The sequence below is a fragment of the Eubacterium sp. ER2 genome (assembly GCF_000765215.1).
Classification (GTDB): Bacteria; Bacillota; Clostridia; order Lachnospirales; family Lachnospiraceae; genus Claveliimonas; species Claveliimonas intestinigallinarum.
The window spans coordinates 100,441-125,839 of the sequence record NZ_JPJE01000019.1 but is presented as its reverse complement, the minus strand read 5'-3'; the positions used below and the strand labels follow the sequence as shown (position 1 = coordinate 125,839).

Genomic DNA, 25,399 nt, shown 5'->3' with positions numbered 1-25,399 from the left:
ATACGAGATCCTGACTGAACACAACATTCCGGTCTGGGTCATGGAGCCCCTGAAGGGCGGCCGCCTTGTACACTTAAGCCAGGAGGCGGAGGACATCCTGCGGGCCGCCGCCCCGGAGCAGTCAATTCCCTCCTGGTCCTTCCGCTATCTGATGGGGCTGGACAATGTGCAGTGCGTTCTCAGCGGCATGTCCTCTCCCCAGGAGGTTCACGCAAATGCAGAGGTATTCCGGGAGGGCAACACTCTCTCCCCAGCGGAGCACACAGCGCTGGACAGGGCGGTAAATGCTTTCCGGGATTCCTTTGGCGTCCCCTGCTCCTCCTGCCGCTACTGCTGCCCCGTCTGCCCGGCTGATCTGGATATCCCGGCTCTGATCCAGGGCTACAATGAGCTCACTGTCGGCGGGGAGCCGTGGAAGCTGTTCCATCTGACGCAGATCAAAGGCCCCATGGCCTGTCTCCAGTGCGGTGCCTGCGCGAAGAGGTGTCCCCAGAGGATCGACATTCCCGCTGTCATGAAACAGTATGCGGCGCTGCGCTGATCTGAGACCGCCGGAGTGATCTATCGTTGGCAGAAGCCGAAAAAGGAGAGGCCGAAATTGGTCTCTCCTCTCTCATTTCTATTTTCTTCGCTTGCTTTCCTTGTCTGCTTTTCCGCAAATTCAAGCGATAAGATTGTTCGATCCGGATTAAAACGTTCTTCTATGGTATCACAGTCCCCAGTATACTCTCGTCTTCGACAGAGACATAGGACTCCTCATCCAATTTCAGGCAATATTTAAGTCAACAGATTTGCATCCTCAAAAGAAAGAAAAAAAATTTAAAAAAGTGCTTGCATTTTTGGAAAAGCCTGCTATAATAATATTTGTTCGCTGAACAAAACGAACACAGAAGCTTAGTAATGCGGATTGGTGTAATGGCAGCACAGCAGACTCTGACTCTGTTAGTAGAGGTTCGAGTCCTCTATCCGTAGTTCCTTGGCAGGGGCACCGGAACTTCTGTAAAAGGAAGTTTCGGTCAACATTAACGGAGTGTGGCTCAGCTTGGTAGAGCGCTACGTTCGGGACGTAGAGGTCGCAGGTTCAAATCCTGTCACTCCGATTTTTTCATGCAAAAATATAGGTTTTTCGGGTGTTGGCAAGCCGATATTTAAACAAACGTTCGTGTTACCTGGTGTTACCTCCACGGACGTAAAAATTAAAGGAGGAAATCTTGCACGTATGCTCCTTTCCGAAAAACTTTTTACCGGATAAAATTGAAAAGATGATATGAAGAAAAGGATCACTGCTCTTTCTGAAAGAGGTGATCCTTAATTTTTGTTCTTTGATCTTCCGACCAGATAATCCAGAGAGACTCCATAATAGTCAGCCAGCTTAATGAAGACTTCAATTGGAATATTGATTTTTCCCAATTCATATTTAGAATATGTGGTCTGCTTTATATTCAGATAATCAGCAATTTCCTGCTGTGTCTTATCATTATCTTCACGGAGATTCCGGATATTTTCAAATACCATGTCTTACTTACTTCCCTCAATTTTTCTCCATTATAAAAAAGTCTCGACACGACTATTGCATTTTAGTCTTATTACGACTATATTTGTTTTGAGAGTATCTTTAAGAATTGGCAAAAAGGGGAAAATACATATTAGCCTACATAGAGGATAATAGCGAAAATGGAATGGACAGAAGAACAATATAAACGTTTTGAAAAATTCATACTGGGCGATGATATGGATTTCTATGAAGAATATACAATTCATCTGACGGATGAGGAACAGAAAAAATTCTTCGCAGAAAATCCGGATTTTATGTCTGAATATCCGATCAGCCGAGATAAGATATATCTACTAAAAGACCCTATATACAGAGGTCTGATGCGGAAAATAAAAAAATATGAAAATAACACAAGGGATGAATAAAAGAACCCTGACAGGAAATTTCACTTTATAAGTCTGTCAGGGTGTTCATGATTTTTACGATGTTAAAATACTATCCGACTCCGCCTTTTCCTGCGTATTCGCCGCATTGGTGTTTCTCCGTTTGCTGTCCCGCCGTTTTCAATGACTGAACAGCAATTGGGGTATCGTTTCGGTATCATTTTTTCATTTTCGCCTATCGCCATAAGACTTTTTGACGGCAGTTATCATCAGTTGAGGTTTATCTTATCTACAGTGCAAGACGACGGTTTGGTACGGTTTCGTTATCATTTTGAAATGATTTATCTGGACGGCCTCTTCCTTTCTTTTTTCTGTTACGAAGTAACATCACAAATAGGAGAGCCGACAGTCCTGTCAGGATCTGCCTTTTGTGCTGCGTTTCACTTTTCAGTGGACGCTAATATTCTGCTAAAGAGGCAGATTATCGAGGGTATGGGGAATCGAAATCCCCATCAAGATCACAACCCCAAAAGGGAAGAGCAAATTCATAACATGGATTTCGGTATTACCGGGGTGGATCTTGCTCTTAAAAATATACTCTCCACCTTCTAAGAAAATATTAAACTGTTGACAAATATATTGTCAAAGCTTATTCTATATACAGACAGGAGGTGCGAATATGGAAGAAATAATTCGTATGCAAGACAATCTACTTTTAATTCGACGCACCGTTGGTTGGACAGCCGAAAAATTTGGTGAGAAAATCGGTGTTACTCGTCAGACCATCAACAATATTGAAAGCGGTCGCAACAAGCTGACCAAGACACAGTATATTGCCATGAGAAGCGTTCTTGACGCAGAAATGGCACAGGCACCTGAAGACACCGAAATGCTCAAGGTTTTGTTGGATGTTCTTGTAGATCACCCAGAGAACTATAGCACTGAAAATAGAGAGGAGCTTTTGGCGAAGGCAAACATGATGGCCCCTTCTATTCTTGCAGGAACTACTACCCGCGCTGATGTCTCCAAAGAATGGATGAAAGCCGCTGGTATAATTGTCGGCGGGGCAGCTCTTTTGGGGCCGTTAGGTCTTGGAGCGGGAATTGCTGCCATAAACGCTTGGCTTGTCAAGGCAGTCGCATCAGGCAAAAAGAAGCCGACATTGAAGGAGAAAAAAGATGGGTAATTATATAAAAAAGAAAAAGGAAATGGTATTCCAAAGTGTTGACTCCCTTCAGCAAGTAGTAAATGTTGTAAACGAAGCAGCAGCAGCCCTTAACGACACTAAACGAACCATCAAGGGAAGTGCTATTCCAGAGGTTCTTGCAGGAGCCCTTGGAGCAGGCATTGGTGGTGTGGGGTCTTTTGCCGCCCTTTATAGTTTGGGTGCCGTAGGTCTCTCTGCTGCTGGTATTACTTCTGGCTTAGCAACTGCTGGTACTATCGTGGGCGGTGGTATGGTAGCGGGCATTTTCGTTCTGGCGGCTCCTATTGCCGTGTTAGCATCTGGAGGTGTCGGTGTTGCCTCTCACCTTAAGAACAAACAACTGCGGCAGGAAAAGGAACGTCTGTACAAAGAAGTCCTTGCTCGTCATGAAGCTATCATCCAGGCTTTGAAGGACGAGGCTGATGCAGACAAGGAACGTCTTGATTACCTGCAGAGTCTCAACATCTTACTCCAACAGGCAGTTAAGGATTTGAGCCACGATTTGGGTGTCGCATAAGGGAGTGTTTCTATGGGAAAGCGAATTAAATTACAAAACATAAACTTTGCCAAGGTCGGAGATGGTGTAGGTAATGTAGCCAAAGATGTAGTAAAATTCATCGGAAACCACAAGGAAGAGTTCCTTGGTGGTGGTTTACTCCTGGCAGTTGCTGATAGCATCAGGGTGCGGCTTAGTCGTAAAAAGGATCAGAAAGCTTTTGAGGAAAGTTCCGTTAAACAACAGAAGGTTACACGTAAGCACGAGGCTGAAATTAACGCACTACGGACAGAGGCAGAACAAGCCCATGAGGCCAACAGGTACATTGATCAGCTTGAGCAAATCGTAAAGAATATTACTGAAGGAGGAGGTGGTAGCAAGTGAGCAAGTTTAAGTACACAGAATTTGAGAAACAGATGAATTCTGTTCTGAAGCATCAAGACGAAGCACTTGCAGACATTCGCTTTCCGTCCTCGGATGAGACGAATGCTACGATTGCGAGGGCAGAGGCGTTGCTTCGAAACCTTGGATACCAACCAGAACAACTTAAAGAATTGTCACCCATTCAGCAACTGAGAAAAGTCATGGTTGTTCCTACTTGGGAAGAACTGTGTGCTGAGGCAGAAAGACACGTTGGCACAGACTGTGAATTGGAGTCAATTTTCACAGAGGAAGAACTGCGGAGTAATGAACTTGCTATTCACCAACTTAACGAAGAGTTCAACGTTCTTCATCGTCTAGATGCATTTGATATCAGTATAGCTGCCCTTGCCGGACTGGTTGGTGCTGCTGTAGATATTTTGCTTGTTGGAATACCTATCAAAACTCCCGAGGGTTTGAAAGGTGGGCCACTTGCAAACTATGTACGGGACTATTTTGACAAAAAGTTCCCTGAAGAAGAAATGCAAAAACTCGCGAACTCGAAGGTTAGCAAGGTTCCGTATGACGCCCAGGATAACAGGCACACCACCATCCGAGTAGAGGGACTCTCTGCCTACTATCACAGACTTCTCCAGTTGGGGCATGACCCTATTTTAGGATTTATATTTGGTGTCGCAGATATTCTAACTGGCAGGATGACGACTATCGACAAAGCTGGAAACATTGTATCCCAAGTGATGGAAAACTACGCTGACCGCAAGGAATCCGATATCTTTGCAGCTTTGGCAAAACAGGTCATCCACTTCAAGTCGGATGTTACTACATCGATGGGACTGCCTGCACCTTTGATGAGTCTGTTTAATCTTCTTCAGTTTAGTAACATTGGAGAAGAAGAACAGACTATTGCCGAAATCGTCCAAGGAATGTACTATGAGGGATACGATTTCATACACTTCTGCTCCATGTCAATCCCCGCAATGATTGTTGAAGTCATTGTTCGTTTAGGGTATGCTTTTAAGCGAATCAAGGAAGGCCATGCGGTAAAGGATTCCATTCCACTGTCCCTGAATAGAGAGAAGCATCCCAAGTTGGCGACAATGTTGTTTATTGCCCATGCCGGAGCAACAGCCGCAAATGCTGGAAAAGTCTATTTCACTCAAAATCCTGTTGCAATTAACTATCCTCAGTGGATTGCTTTTGCTAAGTACTCGTACGGTCAACTTAAGTGGGTTTTACTTGAGAAACCGACGTTACGGGATACGTATGTGAGAGGGAAAATCAATGAGGAACTGGATGCCGTTCTTGCTGAAGCGAATGCAACCTTTGATAGGTTTGCCGAAGACTACATAGTGGTTTTCAATTGAGATGAGGATGCCTTATATGAAAAAGACGCTCACCCAGAAGCTGATTGCCTATTACGAGCAACTCTGCCACGATAGAAATTTTAATTTAATCATACTTAGGAGGAAATATTATATTGAATATAGACAACGATGCATATTGTAATAAATTAAGGGAGCATTCAAATGAACTTATAAAGAGAGACGGGAAAATTTTAGTTGATTTATTATTGCATATTCATGACAGTGCGGTAAATTTGTCATTAATCCCATTTTGTGCCTTATATTGTAGATCAGTAAAAGAATTTTGGGGTGTAGAAGATTTAGAATCTGATACTGAAAAAGAAGTGAAAGATATTCGTAATGGGTTGAAAATTTTTACCGGCAAGTATTCCAAAGGTAAAAATATGGCTTTCAATTCTGATTACCAACAGAATCAAAGATTTAAAAATATGCTTCGCTTTTCATTTCTCAAATATTTTAACATTCATTATAATCTTGGAGTGTATTTTGTTGAAACTGGTAAAATTATATTTAATACACAACTAGCCAGCTTTTACCTTAATATACCAGAAAATAAAGGAGAAACAGAAGAGAAACATGCAAAAATGGTAGGGGAAAAATTAGGTAACCAAATTTCTAAATACCTTGTGGAATATTTCAACATCAGTAATATAACAATTCAAACCACATTTTTTAATTTGCTCCCCCAATATGGATATATTGATTTTAATACCAATAGAAAAAATAAATTTTTCAATAGAAAATTAGATAAGGAGACGAATTTAATTATTTTGCATATTTTATCTACAATAGGGTTTATAAATAATATATTCATTCCTATGTTTCGGAATAAAGATGAATGGTCTATGCGAATATTATATTGTACGGTTCATAATACTTGGCTTGCAATTAATAAGATAATAAATCATTTAGAACAAAATAACCCTGATGGAATAAAAGATAAAATGTTTATCAAACATGTCCAAGAAGATTCGATGCTGTTTTCCTCGAATTTTAGAAATTGTATGATGCATTATGACTTGATTGACCGGAATGGCACCCCTGTAATTTTAAAAAAGTGGTATGCTCCAAATCAGCCGTTTTATGGACTTGTTGAAAGCTGCTATGATGGCATAACCTATGATTTATTTTATGATCAACTGTATAAATTATCAAAAGAACTAGAAGAATATTTGCTTTCGTACTTCACTGTAAATATAAAATCAATTCGTTGGAATTGGGATTAGTAAAAACGTGAGCAGAAAGAATAGTGTATAAATAGGATTATATATTACAGAATGAATACAGCTATTGGATGAGTAAGTCTGATGGCTGTATTTTTATATGCCGAACAATTTCTTGATTTTCTTGTAAAATTCAATCACTCCTTCCTAATTGAGTGAAGGGGAAAATATATAGGTTACAAAGATAAGGATTGGTTTTTGATGCATATGTTGTATATATACGAAATTAAAAAAATGATTCCACCTTGTAAAACCCCTCCACTGCCTGTTGGGTTAAGTGAAGGGGAAATTTATTTTTTCCTTTCAGAGACTGTGGATACGAGAAAGGAAGGGATACGAATTGAATATGTATGAAGCAGTAAAAGATACCGTTTCAGCCAGACAAGCGGCTGAATATTACGGGATTAGGGTAACGAAAAAAGGGATGGCATGCTGTCCATTCCACAGAGACAGACATCCCAGCATGAAGCTGGATCAAAGATTTCATTGTTTCGGATGCCAGGCAGACGGGGATGTGATCGATTTTGCAGCAAGATACTTTGGTCTGTCAGCAAGAGAAGCAGCCGGGAAATTAGCGAAGGATTTCGGAATCCGTTATGAAGAAGGACGTCCGCCGGACAGAGGCAAACGTAAAAATCCGGTGAAAGCAGCATCGTTGGAACAGAATTATGCAGAACTGGAACGGAATTGCTTTTCTGTGTTGAGTCAGTATCGGGAACAGCTGTCCTTCTGGAAAGAGCGCTTTGCTCCAAAGACACCCGATGAAGAATGGAGTTGCCGATTCTGTGAAGCCTTGGACAGACTGCCTAGAGTGGAGTATCTGATGGATGTGCTTTTACATTCACCGATGGAAGAACGGGTGGAACTGCTCCTGTCTGCCGGAAAGGAGATCGCTGGATATGCAGGAAGACTTCAAGAGTCTGAAGCCGGAACAGTTGGAAGCTCTGAAAACGCTTCTTAGCGGAATTCCTGCCGATTCTCCTGAATACGCGGACTGGTTTGACGGGAAAAAGATCGATGAGATCGCTCTCTGTGAATATATGCTGCGGAAGAAGGAACGGAAATGTATTCACGGCAAGTTCTATGATCTGGATGGTGAGATTGAGGATGACACTGTACGGAAAGAAATCTTAGAAGAGATTAGTCCATACCAGAAATCTAATGTGGCAAAGATGGTAGATCGGATTTTGAATACCTTAAAACTCATATGCCAGTGTGAAGCGCCTCCGGTCAGAGAAGACCGGGTTCATTTCCGCAACGGAACCTATCATCTGGACGGCTCTTTTACGGAAATCAAAGAATGGTCGATGAACCGGCTTCCGGTTCGTTATAATCCAAATGCCCCGGTACCGGAACGATGGCTGGCATTTCTGGATGATCTGCTGGATAAAGAGGATATCCCGGTTCTGCAGGAATTCATGGGATATGCTATGATCCCCAGCAACCGAGGGCAGAAAATGCTCCTTATGATCGGAAAAGGCGGGGAAGGCAAGAGCCGGATCGGACGGGTTCTCAGAGCCATTCTGGGTGACAACATGAATACGGGGAGCATCCAGAAACTGGAGAATGACCGGTTCAATCGTGCAGATCAGGAGGGAAAACTTTTGTTCATGGATGATGATATGAGGACAGAGGCCCTGCCATCTACCAATAATATCAAGAGTATTGTCACTATGGAGGATAAGATCGATCTGGAACGGAAAGGGGAACAGAGTGTGCAGGGGTATCTGTACGTGAGAATTATCTGTTTCGGAAATGGTTCCCTGAAATCCCTGCATGACCAGTCCTATGGCTTCTACCGGAGACAAATCCTGCTGATGACGAAGGACAGGACAGCCGACCGGAAAGACGACCGCTATCTGGGCGATAAACTGATCCGGGAGGCAGAAGGGATCGTTTTATGGTGTCTGGAAGGTTTGCAGAGGCTCGTAAAGAACGGTTTTGAGTTCAGCATCAGCGATCAGGCAAAACAGAATCTGGCAGACTTGATGGAAAATGAGAATAATATTATCTCTTTTCTGAATTCATCAGGCTATGTCCGTAGGGAAAAAGAGACCTATGCCAGTTCCAGACAACTGTATATTGCTTATCGGAAATGGTGCGATGACAATCTGGAAAAGCCAAGGGCTGAGAATACATTTAAAAAATATCTGAATGAGAATGCCCGGAGTCTGGGACTCACATATGATAAGAACCTTCCCAGCGAAAACGGGAAAACCGTAAGAGGATTCCGGGGAATCCATGTACTCATCAATACAAAACAGTACAGATTTTTTTAGGCGGTTCAGGCGGGTAAAAATGAGTCTGATCTATTTTATCTGAAATTTATTTTCCCAAAGAATAAAAATAAACCGCCTGAACTGCCTGAAAGCTTGAAAAATAAAGGAAAACTGCAACTTTTAAACTGCCTGACAGGTGCCTTAAAAGTGCCTGACGGCACAGAGGATTCCTCTCCTCGTTTGAAAGGAATATGTGGAAGGAGGAAGTGATTGAACAATAGAAAGAAAAACGGCAAATGATGTATTGCAGTATGCGCTTGAAAACGGTATGATTGACTTAGCATACGTGCAAGAACAGATAGAAATGAATAAAAGAAAGGAATTGATAGAAAATCATCCCTACAGTATATGGCAGGGAAAAGACGGTAAATGGAGAACGTATCTTCCTGATGAAGAAAAGGAACGGAAAAAAGCGTTAAAAAAGCGCAATACCAGAAAAGAGATCGAGGATGTGGTCGTAGCTTACTGGAAAAGTCAAATCCCATCGTTGCGGAAACACACCTTTCAGGATGTATATCTTATGTGGCGGACAGTTCAGGATCAGTTAGTCAGTGATAATACGGTAGCAAAGTACGAAACTGATTACAATCGCTTTTTCAAAGATACTGATTTCGCACAAAAAGATATAAAGCATATCAGCAGTGATGATATTAAGATTTTTATGGTCCAGACCATCAAACGTTTGAATCTTCAGAAAGAAACCAGCAGAAAACTTTTTGGATATATTACAAATACTGTTTTTTACGGGCGAAAAGAACTGGGGATAGAAAATAATCCTGTTGAGTTTATCAAGGCAAAAGATTTCTATTCCTATTGCGCTGAGAAATATAAACCGGCAGAGAAAAAGATTATTGCGAAAGATGATATGAAACTGCTCCAAAAACAATTCGCAGATGATCATGCAGCAAAGCCAAATTACATTCCGACCTATGCAGTAGAGTTTGCCAGCTTGACGGGTATGCGCGTCGGCGAGATTGTGGCATTGAGATGGGATGCTATTAAAGAGAATTATATCGTAGTTGATAAGTCTGAGAAATCAAACCGAAGAAAAGATATATTTTATATTGACAGCACAAAAAATAAAAAGGTACGTTTCTTCCCTATGACTGCGGAAATCAAAAAGTTGTTGCATAAAATCTACATGATTGAAAAAGAATATGGCTATTTGTGTGAATGGGTTTTTGCCAATGAAAACGGTCGGATACATGCTAAAACGATTTCATCTTGTATCAAAACAAAATGCAGACAAGTTGGAATTGATCAAAAGGGCATACATGCCTTCCGAAAGACACTAAATTCAAATATGCGGTGCAGAGGAGTTTCTTCTACCGTTGCCGCTTCCATCCTTGGACATAGCCGAATGGTAAATGAGCAGTATTATACCTTTGATGTGACAGGAATTGCAGAAAAAGCAAAGATTCTTGAGGAAATCAACGTAGAAACCTGTGCAATGTAAGTGTTACCTGATGTGTTACCTCTTGAGATCGCCCCGGTAAAAACTCAGTAAAATCAAGGACTCTGAGGACAAACCGTGGGCGTAGAGGTCGCAGGTTCAAATCCTGTCACTCCGATCTATCCCTCGTTTTTACGAGGGATTTTCTTTTTTCTAAAATCAGAAAACCGGTTGCCTTTTCATTTTCAATTCTGTGAATACAACCGCCATACATCCGCTTTCAAAGGTATGCAGAGACAAAAAAGCTGCATATCTTTTTTATTGCACAGTTCTAAAAACAGAATTATACTGTGAACAGCAACTGCTAAGCAAAAGATAAATGATCAAAAATATTCGAGCATTTAGGCGAGGTGGAAATTATGGAAAAAATAAAGCTCATCCCCTTAGTGGGTATGGAATTTAGTGATGCAAAAATTGCGTTGGCCTCTTCGCAAAAAGATGTGAAAAACCTGTTTGGAGAACCTTATAGTACACGGAATCATTCCCTGTTCTATTTTAACAACGAATTGCGATTTGATTTTGACGATGACGGAAGCATAGAATTCATTGAGTTTTTAGGAGGATTTGACGGGAAGCTGCAGCCGGTCATCTATGGCGTCTCTGCCTTCCGGACCCCAGCAGATACCTTGTACAATGTACTCAGCAAAGAAAATCAGGGAGAGATTGACGATAGCGAAGACGGGTATTCTTATGGGTTTCTGAATATCAGCGTTGGAGTATATCGCCCCTCCGTTCCCCAAGATGTGGAGGATCTGATCGCGGAAGCCATTGCGGACAAAAAACCGATGGATGAAGCCGAAATCGAGGACGAGATGAAAAAAGCAAACTATTGGGCCACTATCGGCAGGTCTTTCCCCTTTATCCCAGCAAAACCATTGCGAAAGTGTGTCCTTCCAGGTTACAATTTACACAATTCCCCACCAGTACCATTAATTTGAGACGTAATACTTTTAAAAAGTATTACGTCTCAAATTAAATTACATCTTCTTTATTCTCTCGATCGCTGCCACTGTATTCTCGTAGGAGCCGAAGGCTGTCAGCCGGAAATATCCTTCCCCGCTGGGGCCGAAGCCTGAACCGGGGGTGCCCACCACGCCGGCATTCTCCAGAAGGTAGTCGAAGAACTGCCAGGAGGTCATTCCGGAGGGGGTTTCCAGCCAGATGTAGGGAGCGTTGACGCCGCCTGATACATTGTAGCCTGCGTCCTTCAGCCCCTGATAGATAACCTTGGCGTTGTTCATGTAGTATGCCACCTGCTCCTTCAGCTGGGCCTTGCCCGCCTCTGAGTAGACTGCCTCGCCCGCCTTCTGCACGATGTAGGGCGCGCCGTTGTACTTTGTGCCGTGTCGTCTTGCCCAAAGGGAATGGAGCATCACATCACCGGACTTGATGTCCTTGGGCACGATGGTGGCGCCCAGACGCACGCCGGTAAATCCCGCGTTTTTGGAGAAGCTGCGCAGCTCGATGGCGCAGGTCCTTGCCCCCTCACACTCATAGATGGTGTGGGGAACATCCTCCTCGGAGATATATGCCTCGTAGGCCGCGTCGTAGATAATGACAGCGCCCACCTTATTGGCATAGTCCACCCACTCCTGGAGCTGTGCCTTTGTGATGGTGGAGCCTGTAGGGTTGTTGGGGAAGCACAGATAAATGATGTCCGGTGTCTCCTTCGGAAGCTCCGGCGCGAAATTTGTCTCCTTTGTGCAGGGCATGTAGATCACATCACTCCATGTCTCCGTCTTCGGATCGTAGGTGCCTGTTCGGCCTGCCATGACGTTGGTGTCCACATACACCGGATACACGGGATCGCACACAGCGATCTTGTTGTCCTTTGCAAAAATCTCCTGGATATTTCCGGAGTCACACTTTGCTCCGTCTGAGATAAAAATCTCGTCTGCCCTGATATCGCAGCCCTTGTCCTGATAGTCATTTTTTGCCATGGCGCTGCGCAGGAACTCATATCCAAGATCCGGCGCGTAGCCGTGGAACGTCTCTGCGTGAGCCATCTCATCCACCGCGCTGTGGAGGGCGTCGATGATGGCCGGAGCCAGAGGCTGGGTCACGTCGCCGATACCAAGGCGGATGATGGATTTCTCAGGATTTGCCTCCTGGTAGGCCGCCACTTTTTTCCCGATAGTAGAGAAAAGATAGCTGCCGGGCAATTTCAGATAATCTTCATTTACTTTGAACATCTCTTGTATTCTCCTTATCTTTTACTATGTTTTATACCTCGCCGTCAAACACGTGGACAGCGGGCCCTGTCAGCAGAATTTCGCCGGTATCCTCCCGCCACTGTGCCAACAGGTCTCCTCCTATTAATTTTACCGTAACCTGGCGGTCTGTCAAGTCATTTAATACGCCTGCCGCAAGAACCGCGCAGGCGCCGGTGCCGCAGGACAGGGTCTCACCGCTCCCCCTCTCCCACACCCGCACCCTGACAGTCCCCCGATCCTCCACCTGGGCAAACTCCACATTCACCCGCCTGGGAAAGCGGCCGTGATATTCTATGGGCGGACCCAAACGCTGCAGATCCAGCCCTCTCACATGGCCTGTAAAAATGACCGCGTGGGGATTTCCCATGGAGATGGCGGTCATCGGGTACTCCACGCCGCCAACCCGCACAGGCTCGCGTATCATGCAGGTGTGCTCCGAGATGGCAGGCACCTGGTCCGCCTCCAGCACCGGCTTCCCCATATTCACCTCCACCATGCGGATCTCCCCGCCTGCCGGAACCTCCTCCTCCGCAAACAGCCTCAGATGCCGGGTGCCTGCCCCGGTCTGGATGTCCAGCTCTCTCTTATCTGTCAGCCCTCTGTCGTAGACGTATTTCCCCAGACAGCGGATCCCGTTCCCGCACATCTCTCCCCGGGAGCCATCCGCATTGTACATCTCCATAGCAAAATCCGCTCTTCTGGAAGGGCGGATCAGAATGAGGCCGTCCGCCCCCACCCCAAAATGCCGGTCGCTCAGTCGCCTGGCAAGGATATCCGGCTCATTGACCGTCTCCTCCAGACAATTTACATAGATATAGTCATTTCCCGTGCCCTGCATTTTCGAAAATCTCATAGCACGCCTCTGCCTCCTGCCGCAGACCTTCTCGTTTCATATATACGGCCGTAACTGCCTGTTTTAGAAGCGCGCTGCCCATGAAAACCAGCCTCGGCAAAAAGCGCCGCTGAAGACGAAAAAGCGGAAGCCCGCCAGCCATCCCCGGAGACCGCTCCGGGGCGCCTGAAAAGCTCCCGCCATTGGAAAACAACTTTGATTTACACCTTCGCCGTCAGCGTCTTTGCCGACACTCCCGGCTGCATGCCGAGCTTGCCCGAGAGGGCGCTGGTCACATCCCCCGGCGCATCCATCACCACGCTGATAATGGACACATTTCTCTGGCGGTAGGGAATGCCCATCCTGCCAACAATGTACTGCCTGTATTCGTGGAGCAGCTCATTCACCGCCGCTGCGGCCTCCTCATCCCTGACAATGATGCTGACCACTACCACTTTACTCTCCATCCTGCATGGCCTCCACGATCTGCTGCGCAAAGGCGTCCAGCTCTGTCTCCCTGCCGTTCTGGAGAGCGGATTTGATGGAAATCTTTGTGTCCAGCAAAGTGGTGTTCTTCATCTCCTCCAGCTTTGCTGTGATCAGGCGCCCGGAGGCTGCCGCCCAGGTTCCGTTTTCCATGAGGGCCACTGTCTTGTTCTGCACAGAGAGGGCCTTCATGTCCTCCAGCAGGTCTGCCATAGGCGGGTAGATGCCCCCGTTGTAGGTGGAGCAGGCCAGTACCAAATGGCTGCACCGGAAGATCTCCGCAATGAGCTCAGACACATGGGTCCGGGACACATCGTACATCTTCACGTCCTTCACGCCCTTTTCTGTCAGGCGGGAGGCAAGCGCGTCCGCCGCGTTCTCTGTATTGCCATAGATGGAGCCGTAGATGATGGCCACAGCCTTATCCTCGGGCTCATACCGGCTCCACTTGTCATACTTGTCCATGAACCAGGACAGACCGCTCCTCCACACCGGTCCGTGAAGGGGGCAGATCATCTGGATATCCACAGCTGCCGCCTTCTTCAGGAGAGCCTGCACCTGGACACCATATTTACCCACGATATTTGCGTAATATCTCCTGGCATCCGGCAGCCACTCCCCCTCAAAGTCCACCTCATCGCTGAAAAGCTTTCCGTTCAGCGCACCGAAGGTGCCAAAGGCATCCGCCGAAAAGAGGGCCTTGTCCTTCTCGTCATAGGTAACCATGACCTCCGGCCAGTGTACCATGGGCGCCATGAGAAAATGGAGGGTGTGCTCCCCTGTGGCCAATGTATCGCCCTCCTTTACAGCCATCATCCGCTCTTCAGCGTCGAAACCGCTGACATCGTAAAACTGGCCGATCATCTGGAGTGCCTTGACACTGCCCACCACCTTTGCCCGGGGATAGGTCCTCATGACCTCCACGATCGTCCCGCAGTGGTCCGGCTCCATGTGCTGCACGATAAGGTAATCGAGGTCTCGCCCCTTCAGGGCATAGGCCACATTCTCAAGGAACTGCTGGGATGCGCTGCTGTCAACTGTATCCATCAGGACAGTCTTCTCATCCTGGATGAGATAAGAATTGTAGGAGACTCCGCGGGGAATGGGAAACAGGTTCTCAAAGAGAGCCAGTCTTCTGTCATTGCAGCCAACCCATGTAATGTCGTTTGTTACCTTTCTTGTGATCTGCATATACTAAACCTCCTGTTTATCTATCCGTTTTTTTGCCACTTTATTATACCATGGCCACACGGCGCCATGGACCTCTGGCAGATGCGCAGCGGATTTCTGCGGTTCCGCAGAAACCGCTCTATGCGCAGGTATAATAACCACGCTGTGGTTATTATACCATGGCCGCACGGCGGCCATGGACCTCTGGCAGATGCGCGGCGGATTTCTGCGGTTCCGCAGAAACCGCTCTATGCGCAGGTATAATAACCACGCTGTGGTTATTATACCATACTTATCCTTCTGTGTATGCTGAATTTTTGACGTATTTTTCGCAGCATAGCGGCAATTTACACAAAAAGGGACAGGCCTTTCCCTGTCCCTCGTACTTTTCCGGCTGTTCAGAATGTAAGCTCCATCCTGGTACCCTTTCCCAGGCTGCTGTCCACATGGATGGAGGCATTGTGGAGAATAGCTCCGTGCTTGACAATGGAAAGCCCCAGTCCCGTGCCTCCGGTCTCCTTGGAGTGGCTCTTGTCCACCCTGTAGAAGCGCTCGAATATCCGTTCCTGCTGGTCCTCCGGTATGCCTATACCAGTGTCAGTGACGATCACCTTCACTCCCTTCAGAGTGCTCCCCACCCAGACGTCCACCTTTCCGCCGGGTTTATTGTACTTGATCGCGTTCTCACAGATATTGTAGATCATCTCGTTGAGAACCTGGCGTATACCCACGATGCTGACCGGCTCCCCGGACACCTCCACATGTACACTGTGCTTCTCCGCCTTGTGGGCCAGACGCGAGCACACCTCTCTTGTGAGGGCATAGAGATCAACCTCTTCCTTCTCGACCTCACCGCCGCCTTCATCCAGCTTGGAGAGCCGGATGATATCCTCAATGAGCACGATAAGGCGGCTGGCCTCATTGTAGATCCTCTCGGAAAATCCGCGCACATCCTCGGGCCTGACGAGCCCGTTCATCATGATCTCCGCATATCCGGAAATGGACGTGAGCGGCGTTTTCAGCTCATGAGAAACATTTGCCGAAAACTCCTTTCTCATATTTGCAATTGCTTCTTTTTCCTTATTTTGCTTGTCCATACTTTCTAACAATGGAGTCAATTCCTCATAAACATCATTTTCCAGGGGATGTTCCAGATCCAGTTTATTGATAGGTTCTATCAGCTTTGACACCTGCCATTTTGACAGCATCCAGGCCAGGCCTACCATCAGCACTGCTATCACTGCCATTCCCGGCAGGATCTGCAGCGCCGAGCCAAGAGCGCTGGAGATTGTTTTTGAGACCCGGAGGACCGAGCCGTCCGAGAGACGTTGCGCATAGTAAAACATCTGTCTGCCCAGCGTATCGGACTCGCGTATGTCCTGTCCCGCTCCGCTTTGGAACGCCTCCCGCACCTCCGGCCGGTCCGCGTGGTTCTCCATATCCTCCTGTCCCTCTGAGGAATCATACAGGACATCTCCGTCACTGCCGATCCAGGTGACCCTGGTCTCCTCCTGCTGGGCATCCATCTCCTCCAGATATGCGGACCCGGACGCCTCTATCGCCGCACAGATATACCCTGCCTCCTGCCTTGCTTCCTCCTCCATCAGCCCCACGTTCTGCCTGTACACGACAAACGTCAGGAGGGCCATGGAGACCAGGAGCGTGGCCGCAATAACAAGGATCATGCTCCGCTGTATTTTTCGTCTCATAAAATCTCCTATTCGCTCATGCGGTAGCCCACACCGCGGACAGTCTGTATCTGTTCTCCCGCACTTCCAAGCTTCTGCCTGAGAGTCCGGACGTGGACATCCACCGTTCTTGTCTCCCCGTCAAAATCATACCCCCAGATATCCTCCAGGAGCTGATCCCTTGTCAGCACGATATCCGGGTTTTTCATCATCCGCTTTAAAAGCTCAAACTCCTTTAGGGTCAGGGTGACTACCTGTCCGTCCGCCTGCACCTCATGTTTTTTTACATCCATGACAATGCGGCCCAGGGCAATCTTGTCGTCGATCTTCACAGCATTCTTCTTGCTCCTTCGCAGCACCGCCTTGATCCGGGAGATCAGCTCCATCATGCCGAAGGGCTTTGTCACATAGTCGTCCGCCCCCAGATCCAGCCCCATGACCTTGTCGTACTCCGTCCCCTTGGCGGTCATCATGATCACCGGGATGTCCTGGGTCTTCACCGACGCCTTCAGCTGTTTGAGCAGGGAGATGCCGTCCTCCCCCGGGAGCATGATATCAAGAAGAATAAGCTCTGGCGTATCCAGCGCCAGAGCCTCAAGAAAACTGCTCCCGTCCTCAAATCCACGGGCCTTAAATCCTGTTGTCTCCAATGTATATACAACCAGTTCCCGGATGTTGTTGTCATCCTCCACACAAAAAATCATCAGTTTTCTCCCTTGTTTATATATTATGCCTCGACTGCCTGGGCACCCTTGTGGACGCCTGTGATGGAGAACTCCACCCACTCGGCAATGTTGGTGGCATGGTCGCCGATACGCTCCAGGTACTTGGAGATCATGACAAGATCCACGCCCTGCTCTCCTTTATTTCCCTCTGCGATCAGCTTGATAATGCTGGCGCGTATCTCATCAAAGAGCTTGTCGATGTTGTCATCCGCCTCCATGACCTTTCTTGCCAGCTCCAGATCCCGCTCCACATAGGCAGTCACGCTGTCGTTCACCATCCTGGCAACACCTGCGGACATCTCCTCGATCTTTTTCACATCCCCCGCCTCGGACATGCCGGCAGAGATGATAATCTCAGCGATGTCGGCCGTCTGGTCACCGATGCGCTCCATGTCCGTGATCATTTTCAGGGCGGCGGAGATCTGGCGCAGATCCTTTGCCACCGGCTGCTGCTGGAGGAGGAGCTTCAGGCAGAGGCGCTCGATGTCCTTCTCCATCTGATCGATCTCCTCATCTGCGGCCATGACTTTCTTTGCCTGTTCCAGGTTTCCCTCCACAAGGGCCTTTGTCACCCGGTTGATGGCCAGTTCGCAGAGCTCTCCCATACGTGTCAGCTGTTCGTTGAGCAGCTCAAGCTGCATATCAAATTTATTACGCATATTCTAACCAAACCTCCCTGTGATATAATCCTCTGTTCTCTTGTCTGAAGGAATGGAGAACAGCTTCTCTGTGTCATTGTACTCAATTACCTCTCCCAGAAGGAAGAACGCCGTGTTGTCAGACACACGCACAGCCTGCTGCATGTTGTGTGTAACCATGACAATAGTATAGTCCTTTTTCAGCTCCATCGCAAGGTCCTCGATCTTGGATGTAGAGATGGGATCCAGGGCGGATGTTGGCTCATCCATGAGGAGCACCTCCGGCTCCACAGCCAGGGCTCTGGCGATGCACAGCCTCTGCTGCTGTCCGCCGGACATGCCAAGGGCGCTTGTCTTGAGACGGTCCTTGCACTCGTCCCAGATAGCCGCGTTGCGCAGGGATTTCTCCACAATGTCGTCCAGCTTTGACTTGGAGTGGATGCCGTGGGTCCTGGGACCGTAGGCGATGTTGTCGTAAATGCTCATGGGGAAGGGATTGGGCTTCTGGAACACCATTCCCACACGCTTTCTCAGCAGATTGACATCCATCCCTTTGAAGATGTTCTGTCCGTCCAGCTCGATGCTCCCTTCGATCCGGCAGCCCTCCACCAGGTCGTTCATGCGGTTGATAGATTTTAACAGGGTAGATTTCCCGCATCCGGAAGGTCCGATAAAAGCGGTAATCTTATTGGCTTCTATTTCAAGATTTACATTTTTCAGAGCCTTGAAGTCACTGTAGTACAAGTCAAGGTTCTTAATACTTATCTTCGACATTTCCTTTACCTTTCCTATGCTTTAGTCAGTTTTCTTGCGATCACGCTTGACAGCGCGTTGATGCCTACAACGAGGACGAGCAGGATGACTGCCGTCGCGTACGCCTGGTCCATGTAGAGACCTTCACTGGACAGATTGTACATGTGCACAGCCAGTGTACGTCCGGAACCGAACACGCTGGTGGGCACCTGTGCCACTGTACCGGCAGTGTAGATCAGAGCGGCTGTCTCGCCTACGATACGTCCGATGGCCAGGATGATACCTGCCAGGATACCGGGGATAGCAGACGGAAGCACGATGCGGAACACGGTCCGCAGCTTACCTGCCCCCAGCCCGAAGCTTCCCTCACGGTAGGAATCCGGAACTGCCTTTAACGCCTCCTCCGTGGTCCTCATGATAAGCGGAAGGATCATGATGGACAGGGTAAACGCACCGGCCAGAAGTGAGAAGCCCCACCCCAGCGTGTTTACGAAGAAGAGCATACCAAACAGGCCGTACACGATGGAGGGAATACCGGAAAGTGTTTCTGTTGTAAGACGTATGACCTCCACGAACTTGTTGCCCTTGCCGGCATATTCCACAAGGAAAATAGCGGAAAAGATACCAAAGGGGATGGCAATGATCAGGGAGAGCAGCGTCATGATCACTGTGTTGATGAGGGCCGGCACTACCGACGCGTTCTCAGAGGAATATTCCAGCGAGAACAGGGACGGGGTGATGTGGGGCAGCCCGTTTACAAGGATGTATACGATCAGGAAGATCAGCACCGCAAAGGTAATGACCGCCGCGAGCATAACAAGAAGGAATACCACGAAGGAGCCCGGATGCTTCAGATAGGTATTGAACTTATCTTTTATTGTCATTTTATTACTCATGATCCGCCCCCCTCTTAAGTAATGCCACGCTGAAGTTGATGATCAGGATGAACACAAAGAGCACAACGCCTGTGGCGATCAGCGCCTCCCTGTGCAGGCCTGTGGCATAGCCCATCTCCAGGACGATGTTTCCTGTCAGAGTACGGATCCCCTGGAGGATGCTGGCTGTCAGACGGGGCTGGTTGCCCACGATCATGATGACTGCCATGGTCTCGCCGATGGCACGGCCGATTCCCAGGACAATGCCCGCGATCACGCCTGATTTCGCGGCCGGGATGATGACCCGGAAGATACTTCTCTCCTTTGTCGCTCCCAGAGCGAGAGAGCCCTCATAGTAGTGGGCGGGCACCGCCCTCATGGCGCTCTCCGTTGTTCCGATGATGGTCGGGAGGATCATCATGCCAAGGATAAGGGAGGTGGTCAGGATACTGTTTCCGTCGCCCGCCCGGTCCACCAGTCCCAGGCTCTTTAAGGTCCGTCCGAATTCACGGATCAGCGGCACCACGACTACCAGGCCGAAGAAGCCGTACACAACAGAGGGAATACCTGCCAGCAGCTCTGTGGCTGCCTTCAGCGGTTTATAAATCTGCTTCGGACAGTACATAGCCATGAAGACAGAGGTGAAAATTCCGATGGGCACACCGAAGATGATGGCGCCTGCTGTCACATAGAGACTGCCGATGATCATCGGGAAGATACCGTACAGGTTGTTGTTGGGACGCCAGATATCTCCCGTAATAAATTTTACAAAGCCAATTTCACCAATTGCAGGGATACCATTTGCAAAAAGAAAGATACAAATGAGTGCTACCGCCAGCACCGAAGCGCAGGCGGCAACTAAGAACACTCCCTGCATGAATTTTTCAGTCCATGCTTTAGATTTCATTTTTTACTTTTTCCTCTTATCTTATAGTAGGATTACTCAGCGATCTCATCCCAGGAGAATACTTCGCCTGTGTAGATCTGTTTTACCTGGTCAGATGTCATCTCGTCTGTCGGGTTGTTGTTGTTTACGATGACTGCAATACCGTCTGTAGCGATCACGGTCGGTGTAAGCTCAGCAGCCTCATCCTCCTTCAGCTCTCTGGATGCCATACCGATGTCGTAGCTTCCCTCGATAGTGGATGTCATACCTGTTGTGGAGTCAGATGTCTGAAGCTCAATGTTTGCGTTGGGGTTCACTTCTTTGTAAGCCTCTACCAGCTTCTCCATCAGAGGAGATACAGAAGAGGAACCACCTACTACACAGTCGCCTGCCGGCGCTGTTCCTGCATATGCCTCAACGTCTGCCACCGGGATGTAGCCCTCGTCAGATACAACCTGCTGTCCCTCTGTGCTCATGATGAAGCTCATGAAGTCTGCGGCAACCTCGTTTGTGCTGTCAGGCTTTACTGCTACATTGAAAGGTCTGGATACCTTGTAGGATCCGTTCTCAATGTTCTCTGCTGTGGCCTCTGCCCCGTCAATAGAAAGAGCCTTCACGCTGTCGTCGAGAGAGCCAAGAGAGATATATCCGATGGCATATTCGTTCTCAGCTACGGTTGTCATCATAACGGAGGTGTTGTTTGTGATCTGGGCGTCTGCTGTTGTCATGTCGACCTTCTCGCCATCTACTTCCTCCTCGATTCCAAAGAGCTCCACAAAAGCTCCTCTTGTACCTGATCCATCCTCACGGGATACGATGGTGATATCATTGGAGGCATCCCATTCGCTTGCCGCGTCTGCGCTGCCGCTGTCTGAGGATGTGTCGTCAGAAGAGCTGCTGCCGCATCCTGCGAGCATGCCTGTCATCATTCCTGCTACTGCCAGTACTGCCATAAACTTTTTCATTTTCATGGTTTTTAATCTCCTTTTGTTTCCTGCGAAATTTTCTATGTATTTTCTTGACAGTAGCTATCTTATAAGAGCAATGTTAAATCTGAAATCAGCTGAATGTTAAATCTACGTAAAATTTTGAAAGCCTTGTAGAAATTATACTGTCAAAAAAATACCCTTCCCACACAGGGCACACCCGGTGTCCCCATATGGAAAGGATATCCAATTTTTCCGCATATTACACATTTTCAGCTATTTTACAGGAATTCCCTTTTTCGCACGCTGCCCACTGTCAGATCCAGCGTATCAGAGTCTCTTCTCGAAGTTTCCATCCACCGCACATCCCTCTGTAAATATCATAAACGCATTGGGGTCAATGCTGTGCACGATCTGCTTGATCTGCCCCATCTCATACTTGGAGATCATGACGAACAGGATGTAGGAGGTCTTGTTGGTGTAGGCCCCCTCCCCGTCCCAGTTGGTGACGCCCCGGCCCAGCTGCTCCATGATGGCCCGGGAAATGCCTGTCTTCTTCGTAAAGATCATGACGCTCATATTGATGTTCTGGATGTGGACATGGTCAATGGCCACAGACAGGATCGTAGTGTAGATCAGCGAGTAGATGACGATCTCTATGTTGAACATGAAAAGACAGATGGCGTACACAAAGATGTTCATCAGGATATTGATCCTGCCCACGCTGAAGCCGGGATACTTCTTCGTACAGCACAGGCCGATGATATCCTGCCCGCCGCCGGAGCTCCTGCCCCGAAGCACAAGCCCTGTCCCGGTGCCAGCCACGATGCCGCCGATGATGCAGGACGTCAGGTAGTCGTCCACAAGCGGGGCGGCAGGTATGGGGACAATGGTGAGGAACACACTCTGTATGCCGACCGTGATCAGCGTCTTTACGGCAAAGCCCCGCCCCAGAACCCGGTAGCCCATGTAAAAAAGCGGTATGTTCATAATAAAGTAGATAAAGCCCGAAAGATCCACACCCGCCGGCACCGGCACGTGCAGCCCCTGGACGATGAAGGTCCTAAGCAGCTGGGCAATACCCATAAAACCGCCGTTGTACAGGCCCAGCGGAGTGATCAGCACATTGACGCCAAAGGCAAACAGAAAGCTGCCTCCCACCGCGTAGACCCCCTGGGTGATCAGTTCTTTTTTTCTCGCATCCAACTTACCGTTCATTTCTCCTACCCCCGTATTTTTTCTCATTCCTGTGTCTTTGTAGTTCCTTTTTCTTCCTTTAGAGCAAAAGGGACTTAAGCCTCCTGCTTAAGTCCCTGACTGCTGTTCTTCCAGACACGCCTGTATCGCCTCGTTGAGCGAGAGCATTTTCTCGTCCAGTGTAGATACCATCTCCGCACATTCGCGGAGGTCACGGCTGATATATTCCGGCGCATTTCCCTCGAATTTATAATAGATCTTATGCTCAAGACTGGCCCAGAAATCCATCGCGATGGTCCGGATCTGGATCTCCACCTTTGTGTCCACCACACTGTCTGAGAGGAAGATAGGTACGGACACCAGCATGTGGTAGCTCTTGTACCCGCTGGGCTTTGGATTTTTGATGTAGTCCTTGATGGACAGCACCTTCAGGTCGCTCTGATTGCCGATCATCTCAGCCAGCTTGTAGATATCTGACGTAAATGAGCAGATCAGCCGCACCCCGGCGATGTCATTGACGTACTTTACCATATTCTCAATGGATGTCTCGTAGCCGTACCTCTTCAGCTTCTTGACAATGCTCTCTGCCGTCTTGATCCTCGTCTTGATGTGTTCGATGGGATTGTACTGATGGACATGCTGGAATTCATCATTGAGGATCTCCAGCTTCGTCCCTACCTCCTTCAACGCCGAAGAATAGAGGAACATGATCGTCTTCCAGCTGTCTACATCCTCGTAAATCTTGATTGGTGTTTCCATAGCTGCTATCTGTACTCCTTACTATGCCACGGGCCGTATGTATATTTCTTTTATCCCTATGGCAGACTGCTTACATAATAGTATATCACAATCCGGAAACAATGTCATAGACTTCACACTTATTTAAGAAAGTAATTATATTCGCTCCGGGCAGGGACAAAGTTTAAAACTCTATCCCCGCCCTGGCGCTCCTGCCCTCATCGTAGGGATGCTTCACCTTCCGCATCTCCGTGGCGTAATTGGCAAGCTGCATCAGCTCGTCTGACACGTGGTGGCCTGTCATGACCACCTCCAGCCCTCTGGGCTTGTGCTGCAGGAAATGGATCAGCTTCTCCTCGCTCAGGAGCCCTAAGTCCGCCGCGCAGACCGCCTCATCCAGAACAAGGACGTCAAAATTGATGCAGAATTTGGCGATCTCGTCCAGTGCCTTTGTGTTGTAATGCCTGTACTCTGCCTTCTCCTCCCTGTTCATCTGGTTGTAGAACTTCACATGCCGTTTTCCCGGCAGGCAGGTCACATTGGGGATCTGCTCCAGGATCTTCCGCTCATTTGAAGTATTATTTTTCATAAACTGGAAGACAAGGACCTTCAGCCCGCTGCCCGCTGCCCGGATCGCCTGCCCCATGGCCGCCGTGGTCTTCCCTTTCCCGTCTCCGTAATAGATGTGTATCAGTCCGGTACCTTTCATTTCTATACCCCCTTGACAGTTCTTCTGTATTCCCTTACTGTTTTCCTCCTCAAGGCACTCTGTAAGCTATTTTAAAATCTATCGCCCGGGAAGTCAAGACAGGATCTCCACCTGGCACATGGCCATGGTCTGGAGGGCCGCCTCGTGGCTGGCAGGGGTGACGCCCGCGCAGCAGGAGCTTCTCACCTTCACTGGCAGCTCCGGGGCAGCCGCCTTGATGAGAAGGGCGTTGGACACCACGCAGATGTCCGTGCACAGCCCTGTCAGCTCCACCTCATCGTAGCCTCCCTTTGCCACATACCCCATCAGCTCCAGGCTCCCGAAGGAGGGCTTGTCTATCACGCGCCCGGCAAATTCTCTCAGCTCGCCGACGATCTCCCAGCCCTCCGTGCCCCGGATGCAGTGCTCCACCGGGAGCTTCCTGCCCTCCTGGGTCTGAAGATAGTCCGCCGGGTGGGTATCCCGGGTAAAGAGAACCTCCCAGCCCGCCTCCACAGCCTGAAGGATGCGGTCCCTCACCAGGGGAACGATGGCCTGCGCCTCCTTTGTCCCCAGGCTCCCGTCCACAAAGTCCTTCTGCATATCTACCACGATCAAAAGCTTTTTCATGCTCTGTACACCTCTTTCCTCTTTCTTTAATAGATACACTATCCCGGATAAATTTGCAAGTGCCTTGTCCGGATATTCCTGTTTTAGATTTTCTTCAGAAATTTTAGAACTTAATAATCATATCTTCATTTTTTCTTTAGATGACCGTCACAGATTGGACATATTTCCCCTATATACTAAGAACCATCAAAGAAATGAAGTTGACGGGAGTACATAGATATTGGTTCTTGGATTTTCGCCAGCTTCGCCTAAAGACATTAAGTTATATTTAGATAGATTTACTTTTTTCTCTTATTTCCTTTTTTCTGAGGCAGCCGGAAGCGGCTGCCTCTTCCTTTTGTCCCTCCCCGGTGCTATAATGGTTAGACAAATACCTCAGAAAGGATGGAGCACATGTTTCGTTTATGGGCAAAAGAGTTTAAAGGGGGCCGGATGGTGCAGGATACGGTGATCTGCGATGACAGAGAGGACACCCGCACTCACAAAATTTTCCGCGCGCTGGATGAGATATGCTATGCCTTTGACCTCAGCAAGCCGATCTGGCTGGACTCCACCATCGCCGAGTTCAAGAGACACAGCAAGACAAGGTTTTATCAGGACAATTTTGTGGACTCCATTGAGTTTGACTATCTGGAAATCCAGGTAATAGAAGAAGACTGATCCCCAAGGGACC

28 protein-coding genes and 2 tRNA genes are annotated in these 25,399 nt (G+C 48.1%); 14 read left to right on the top strand and 16 right to left on the bottom strand.

Annotated features, from left to right (window positions below; genetic code table 11):
* The 3 genes from NI21_RS0108010 to NI21_RS0108000 form a co-directional block, all read left to right on the top strand.
* The coding region (locus tag NI21_RS0108010) for a 4Fe-4S dicluster domain-containing protein (protein ID WP_033125710.1) at nucleotides 1-541 on the top strand (541 nt) is incomplete at its 5' end.
* Between the two features lie 360 nt (nucleotides 542-901).
* Nucleotides 902-972, top strand: a tRNA-Gln gene (locus tag NI21_RS0108005).
* Nucleotides 973-1,026: 54 nt separating this feature from the next.
* Nucleotides 1,027-1,100 (top strand) — tRNA-Pro (locus NI21_RS0108000).
* Between the two features lie 208 nt (nucleotides 1,101-1,308).
* Here NI21_RS0108000 and NI21_RS0107995 read toward each other — a convergent pair.
* Nucleotides 1,309-1,515 (bottom strand): helix-turn-helix domain-containing protein, encoded by a 207-nt coding sequence (locus NI21_RS0107995; protein WP_033125709.1) that lies wholly within the window; start codon nucleotides 1,513-1,515, stop codon nucleotides 1,309-1,311.
* A 159-nt stretch (nucleotides 1,516-1,674) separates the two neighbouring features.
* Between NI21_RS0107995 and NI21_RS0107990 the strand changes: the two genes are divergently transcribed.
* The 10 genes from NI21_RS0107990 (at nucleotide 1,675) to NI21_RS0107935 (ending at nucleotide 11,219) form a co-directional block, all read left to right on the top strand.
* Nucleotides 1,675-1,920 (top strand): hypothetical protein, encoded by a 246-nt coding sequence (locus NI21_RS0107990; RefSeq protein WP_052084013.1) that lies wholly within the window; start codon nucleotides 1,675-1,677, stop codon nucleotides 1,918-1,920.
* A gap of 637 nt (nucleotides 1,921-2,557) precedes the next feature.
* A complete protein-coding gene (locus NI21_RS16095) occupies nucleotides 2,558-3,064 on the top strand; it encodes a helix-turn-helix transcriptional regulator (RefSeq protein ID WP_052084012.1) in 507 nt (168 codons plus the stop codon).
* Nucleotides 3,057-3,602: a hypothetical protein gene (locus NI21_RS0107975; protein ID WP_033125707.1), complete on the top strand. Its 546-nt coding sequence runs from the start codon at nucleotides 3,057-3,059 to the stop codon at nucleotides 3,600-3,602. The genes NI21_RS16095 and NI21_RS0107975 overlap by 8 nt, the downstream gene beginning before the upstream one ends.
* Before the next feature lie 12 nt (nucleotides 3,603-3,614).
* Nucleotides 3,615-3,965 (top strand): hypothetical protein, encoded by a 351-nt coding sequence (locus tag NI21_RS0107970; protein ID WP_033125706.1) that lies wholly within the window; start codon nucleotides 3,615-3,617, stop codon nucleotides 3,963-3,965.
* Nucleotides 3,962-5,326 (top strand): hypothetical protein, encoded by a 1,365-nt coding sequence (locus NI21_RS0107965; protein WP_033125705.1) that lies wholly within the window; start codon nucleotides 3,962-3,964, stop codon nucleotides 5,324-5,326. Before NI21_RS0107970 ends, NI21_RS0107965 begins: the two co-directional genes overlap by 4 nt.
* A gap of 113 nt (nucleotides 5,327-5,439) precedes the next feature.
* Entirely contained in the window at nucleotides 5,440-6,552 is a 1,113-nt protein-coding gene (locus NI21_RS0107960; RefSeq protein ID WP_197052613.1) for a hypothetical protein, read from the top strand.
* Nucleotides 6,553-6,889: 337 nt separating this feature from the next.
* Nucleotides 6,890-7,510 (top strand): CHC2 zinc finger domain-containing protein, encoded by a 621-nt coding sequence (locus NI21_RS0107950; protein ID WP_033125704.1) that lies wholly within the window; start codon nucleotides 6,890-6,892, stop codon nucleotides 7,508-7,510.
* On the top strand, nucleotides 7,449-8,828 hold the full coding sequence (locus tag NI21_RS0107945) for a phage/plasmid primase, P4 family (protein ID WP_081958015.1): 1,380 nt from the start codon (nucleotides 7,449-7,451) through the stop codon (nucleotides 8,826-8,828). Before NI21_RS0107950 ends, NI21_RS0107945 begins: the two co-directional genes overlap by 62 nt.
* 304 nt (nucleotides 8,829-9,132) lie before the next feature.
* Nucleotides 9,133-10,284 carry a site-specific integrase gene (locus tag NI21_RS16735; RefSeq protein ID WP_197052612.1) on the top strand — a complete coding sequence of 384 codons (1,152 nt, stop codon included), beginning with the start codon at nucleotides 9,133-9,135 and terminating at the stop codon, nucleotides 10,282-10,284.
* 356 nt (nucleotides 10,285-10,640) lie between these two features.
* Complete coding sequence (locus tag NI21_RS0107935) at nucleotides 10,641-11,219, top strand: hypothetical protein (protein ID WP_197052611.1); 579 nt, start codon at nucleotides 10,641-10,643, stop codon at nucleotides 11,217-11,219.
* Nucleotides 11,220-11,258: 39 nt separating this feature from the next.
* Here the strand turns inward: NI21_RS0107935 and NI21_RS0107930 are convergent, their stop codons facing one another.
* From NI21_RS0107930 to NI21_RS0107860, 15 genes are all read right to left on the bottom strand, one after another.
* Nucleotides 11,259-12,473, bottom strand: coding sequence for an LL-diaminopimelate aminotransferase (locus NI21_RS0107930; protein ID WP_033125703.1), 1,215 nt, complete (start codon nucleotides 12,471-12,473; stop codon nucleotides 11,259-11,261).
* Nucleotides 12,474-12,504: 31 nt separating this feature from the next.
* On the bottom strand, nucleotides 12,505-13,347 hold the full coding sequence (gene dapF / locus NI21_RS0107925; RefSeq protein ID WP_033125702.1) for a diaminopimelate epimerase: 843 nt from the start codon (nucleotides 13,345-13,347) through the stop codon (nucleotides 12,505-12,507).
* Nucleotides 13,348-13,547: 200 nt separating this feature from the next.
* Nucleotides 13,548-13,793 (bottom strand): TM1266 family iron-only hydrogenase system putative regulator, encoded by a 246-nt coding sequence (locus tag NI21_RS0107920; protein WP_033125701.1) that lies wholly within the window; start codon nucleotides 13,791-13,793, stop codon nucleotides 13,548-13,550.
* Complete coding sequence (locus NI21_RS0107915; protein ID WP_033125700.1) at nucleotides 13,783-15,003, bottom strand: FprA family A-type flavoprotein; 1,221 nt, start codon at nucleotides 15,001-15,003, stop codon at nucleotides 13,783-13,785. Before NI21_RS0107915 ends, NI21_RS0107920 begins: the two co-directional genes overlap by 11 nt.
* Before the next feature lie 377 nt (nucleotides 15,004-15,380).
* A complete protein-coding gene (locus NI21_RS0107910; RefSeq protein WP_033125699.1) occupies nucleotides 15,381-16,691 on the bottom strand; it encodes an ATP-binding protein in 1,311 nt (436 codons plus the stop codon).
* A gap of 8 nt (nucleotides 16,692-16,699) precedes the next feature.
* Entirely contained in the window at nucleotides 16,700-17,374 is a 675-nt protein-coding gene (locus tag NI21_RS0107905; protein WP_033125698.1) for a winged helix-turn-helix domain-containing protein, read from the bottom strand.
* A 23-nt stretch (nucleotides 17,375-17,397) separates the two neighbouring features.
* Complete coding sequence (gene phoU, locus NI21_RS0107900) at nucleotides 17,398-18,054, bottom strand: phosphate signaling complex protein PhoU (protein WP_033125697.1); 657 nt, start codon at nucleotides 18,052-18,054, stop codon at nucleotides 17,398-17,400.
* A gap of 3 nt (nucleotides 18,055-18,057) precedes the next feature.
* A complete protein-coding gene (pstB, locus tag NI21_RS0107895; protein ID WP_033125696.1) occupies nucleotides 18,058-18,807 on the bottom strand; it encodes a phosphate ABC transporter ATP-binding protein PstB in 750 nt (249 codons plus the stop codon).
* Nucleotides 18,808-18,821: 14 nt separating this feature from the next.
* Nucleotides 18,822-19,682 carry a phosphate ABC transporter permease PstA gene (gene pstA / locus NI21_RS0107890; protein ID WP_033125695.1) on the bottom strand — a complete coding sequence of 287 codons (861 nt, stop codon included), beginning with the start codon at nucleotides 19,680-19,682 and terminating at the stop codon, nucleotides 18,822-18,824.
* Nucleotides 19,675-20,568, bottom strand: a complete 894-nt coding sequence (gene pstC / locus NI21_RS0107885) for a phosphate ABC transporter permease subunit PstC (protein ID WP_033125694.1) — start codon at nucleotides 20,566-20,568, stop codon at nucleotides 19,675-19,677. The genes pstA and pstC overlap by 8 nt, the downstream gene beginning before the upstream one ends.
* A gap of 32 nt (nucleotides 20,569-20,600) precedes the next feature.
* Nucleotides 20,601-21,518, bottom strand: coding sequence for a substrate-binding domain-containing protein (locus NI21_RS0107880; protein ID WP_033125693.1), 918 nt, complete (start codon nucleotides 21,516-21,518; stop codon nucleotides 20,601-20,603).
* Between the two features lie 285 nt (nucleotides 21,519-21,803).
* Nucleotides 21,804-22,691, bottom strand: coding sequence for a YitT family protein (locus tag NI21_RS0107875; RefSeq protein WP_033125724.1), 888 nt, complete (start codon nucleotides 22,689-22,691; stop codon nucleotides 21,804-21,806).
* Between the two features lie 87 nt (nucleotides 22,692-22,778).
* Complete coding sequence (locus tag NI21_RS0107870; protein ID WP_033125692.1) at nucleotides 22,779-23,429, bottom strand: GTP pyrophosphokinase family protein; 651 nt, start codon at nucleotides 23,427-23,429, stop codon at nucleotides 22,779-22,781.
* 163 nt (nucleotides 23,430-23,592) lie between these two features.
* Nucleotides 23,593-24,117, bottom strand: coding sequence for a cob(I)yrinic acid a,c-diamide adenosyltransferase (locus NI21_RS0107865; protein ID WP_033125691.1), 525 nt, complete (start codon nucleotides 24,115-24,117; stop codon nucleotides 23,593-23,595).
* Between the two features lie 93 nt (nucleotides 24,118-24,210).
* Nucleotides 24,211-24,726, bottom strand: coding sequence for a cysteine hydrolase family protein (locus tag NI21_RS0107860; protein WP_033125690.1), 516 nt, complete (start codon nucleotides 24,724-24,726; stop codon nucleotides 24,211-24,213).
* A gap of 393 nt (nucleotides 24,727-25,119) precedes the next feature.
* Here NI21_RS0107860 and NI21_RS0107855 point away from each other — a divergent pair, with 393 nt between their 5' ends.
* Nucleotides 25,120-25,386, top strand: coding sequence for a hypothetical protein (locus NI21_RS0107855; RefSeq protein ID WP_033125689.1), 267 nt, complete (start codon nucleotides 25,120-25,122; stop codon nucleotides 25,384-25,386).
* The last annotated feature ends 13 nt before the right edge of the window (nucleotides 25,387-25,399 follow it).

Coding starts and splice junctions, on each gene's coding strand:
- NI21_RS0107975 (WP_033125707.1), top strand. CDS start 3,057: ATGGGTAATTATATAAAAAAGAAAAAGGAAATGGTATTCCAAAGTGTT.
- NI21_RS0107875 (WP_033125724.1), bottom strand. CDS start 22,691: ATGAACGGTAAGTTGGATGCGAGAAAAAAAGAACTGATCACCCAGGGG.
- NI21_RS0107970 (WP_033125706.1), top strand. CDS start 3,615: ATGGGAAAGCGAATTAAATTACAAAACATAAACTTTGCCAAGGTCGGA.
- NI21_RS0107935 (WP_197052611.1), top strand. CDS start 10,641: ATGGAAAAAATAAAGCTCATCCCCTTAGTGGGTATGGAATTTAGTGAT.
- NI21_RS0107990 (WP_052084013.1), top strand. CDS start 1,675: ATGGAATGGACAGAAGAACAATATAAACGTTTTGAAAAATTCATACTG.
- NI21_RS0107930 (WP_033125703.1), bottom strand. CDS start 12,473: ATGTTCAAAGTAAATGAAGATTATCTGAAATTGCCCGGCAGCTATCTT.
- phoU (WP_033125697.1), bottom strand. CDS start 18,054: ATGCGTAATAAATTTGATATGCAGCTTGAGCTGCTCAACGAACAGCTG.
- NI21_RS0107860 (WP_033125690.1), bottom strand. CDS start 24,726: ATGAAAAAGCTTTTGATCGTGGTAGATATGCAGAAGGACTTTGTGGAC.
- NI21_RS0107880 (WP_033125693.1), bottom strand. CDS start 21,518: ATGAAAATGAAAAAGTTTATGGCAGTACTGGCAGTAGCAGGAATGATG.
- NI21_RS0107920 (WP_033125701.1), bottom strand. CDS start 13,793: ATGGAGAGTAAAGTGGTAGTGGTCAGCATCATTGTCAGGGATGAGGAG.
- pstA (WP_033125695.1), bottom strand. CDS start 19,682: ATGAGTAATAAAATGACAATAAAAGATAAGTTCAATACCTATCTGAAG.
- NI21_RS0107865 (WP_033125691.1), bottom strand. CDS start 24,117: ATGAAAGGTACCGGACTGATACACATCTATTACGGAGACGGGAAAGGG.
- pstC (WP_033125694.1), bottom strand. CDS start 20,568: ATGAAATCTAAAGCATGGACTGAAAAATTCATGCAGGGAGTGTTCTTA.
- pstB (WP_033125696.1), bottom strand. CDS start 18,807: ATGTCGAAGATAAGTATTAAGAACCTTGACTTGTACTACAGTGACTTC.
- NI21_RS0107870 (WP_033125692.1), bottom strand. CDS start 23,429: ATGGAAACACCAATCAAGATTTACGAGGATGTAGACAGCTGGAAGACG.
- NI21_RS0107995 (WP_033125709.1), bottom strand. CDS start 1,515: ATGGTATTTGAAAATATCCGGAATCTCCGTGAAGATAATGATAAGACA.
- NI21_RS0107945 (WP_081958015.1), top strand. CDS start 7,449: ATGCAGGAAGACTTCAAGAGTCTGAAGCCGGAACAGTTGGAAGCTCTG.
- NI21_RS16095 (WP_052084012.1), top strand. CDS start 2,558: ATGGAAGAAATAATTCGTATGCAAGACAATCTACTTTTAATTCGACGC.
- NI21_RS0107855 (WP_033125689.1), top strand. CDS start 25,120: ATGTTTCGTTTATGGGCAAAAGAGTTTAAAGGGGGCCGGATGGTGCAG.
- NI21_RS16735 (WP_197052612.1), top strand. CDS start 9,133: ATGAATAAAAGAAAGGAATTGATAGAAAATCATCCCTACAGTATATGG.
- NI21_RS0107905 (WP_033125698.1), bottom strand. CDS start 17,374: ATGATTTTTTGTGTGGAGGATGACAACAACATCCGGGAACTGGTTGTA.
- dapF (WP_033125702.1), bottom strand. CDS start 13,347: ATGAGATTTTCGAAAATGCAGGGCACGGGAAATGACTATATCTATGTA.
- NI21_RS0107910 (WP_033125699.1), bottom strand. CDS start 16,691: ATGAGACGAAAAATACAGCGGAGCATGATCCTTGTTATTGCGGCCACG.
- NI21_RS0107915 (WP_033125700.1), bottom strand. CDS start 15,003: ATGCAGATCACAAGAAAGGTAACAAACGACATTACATGGGTTGGCTGC.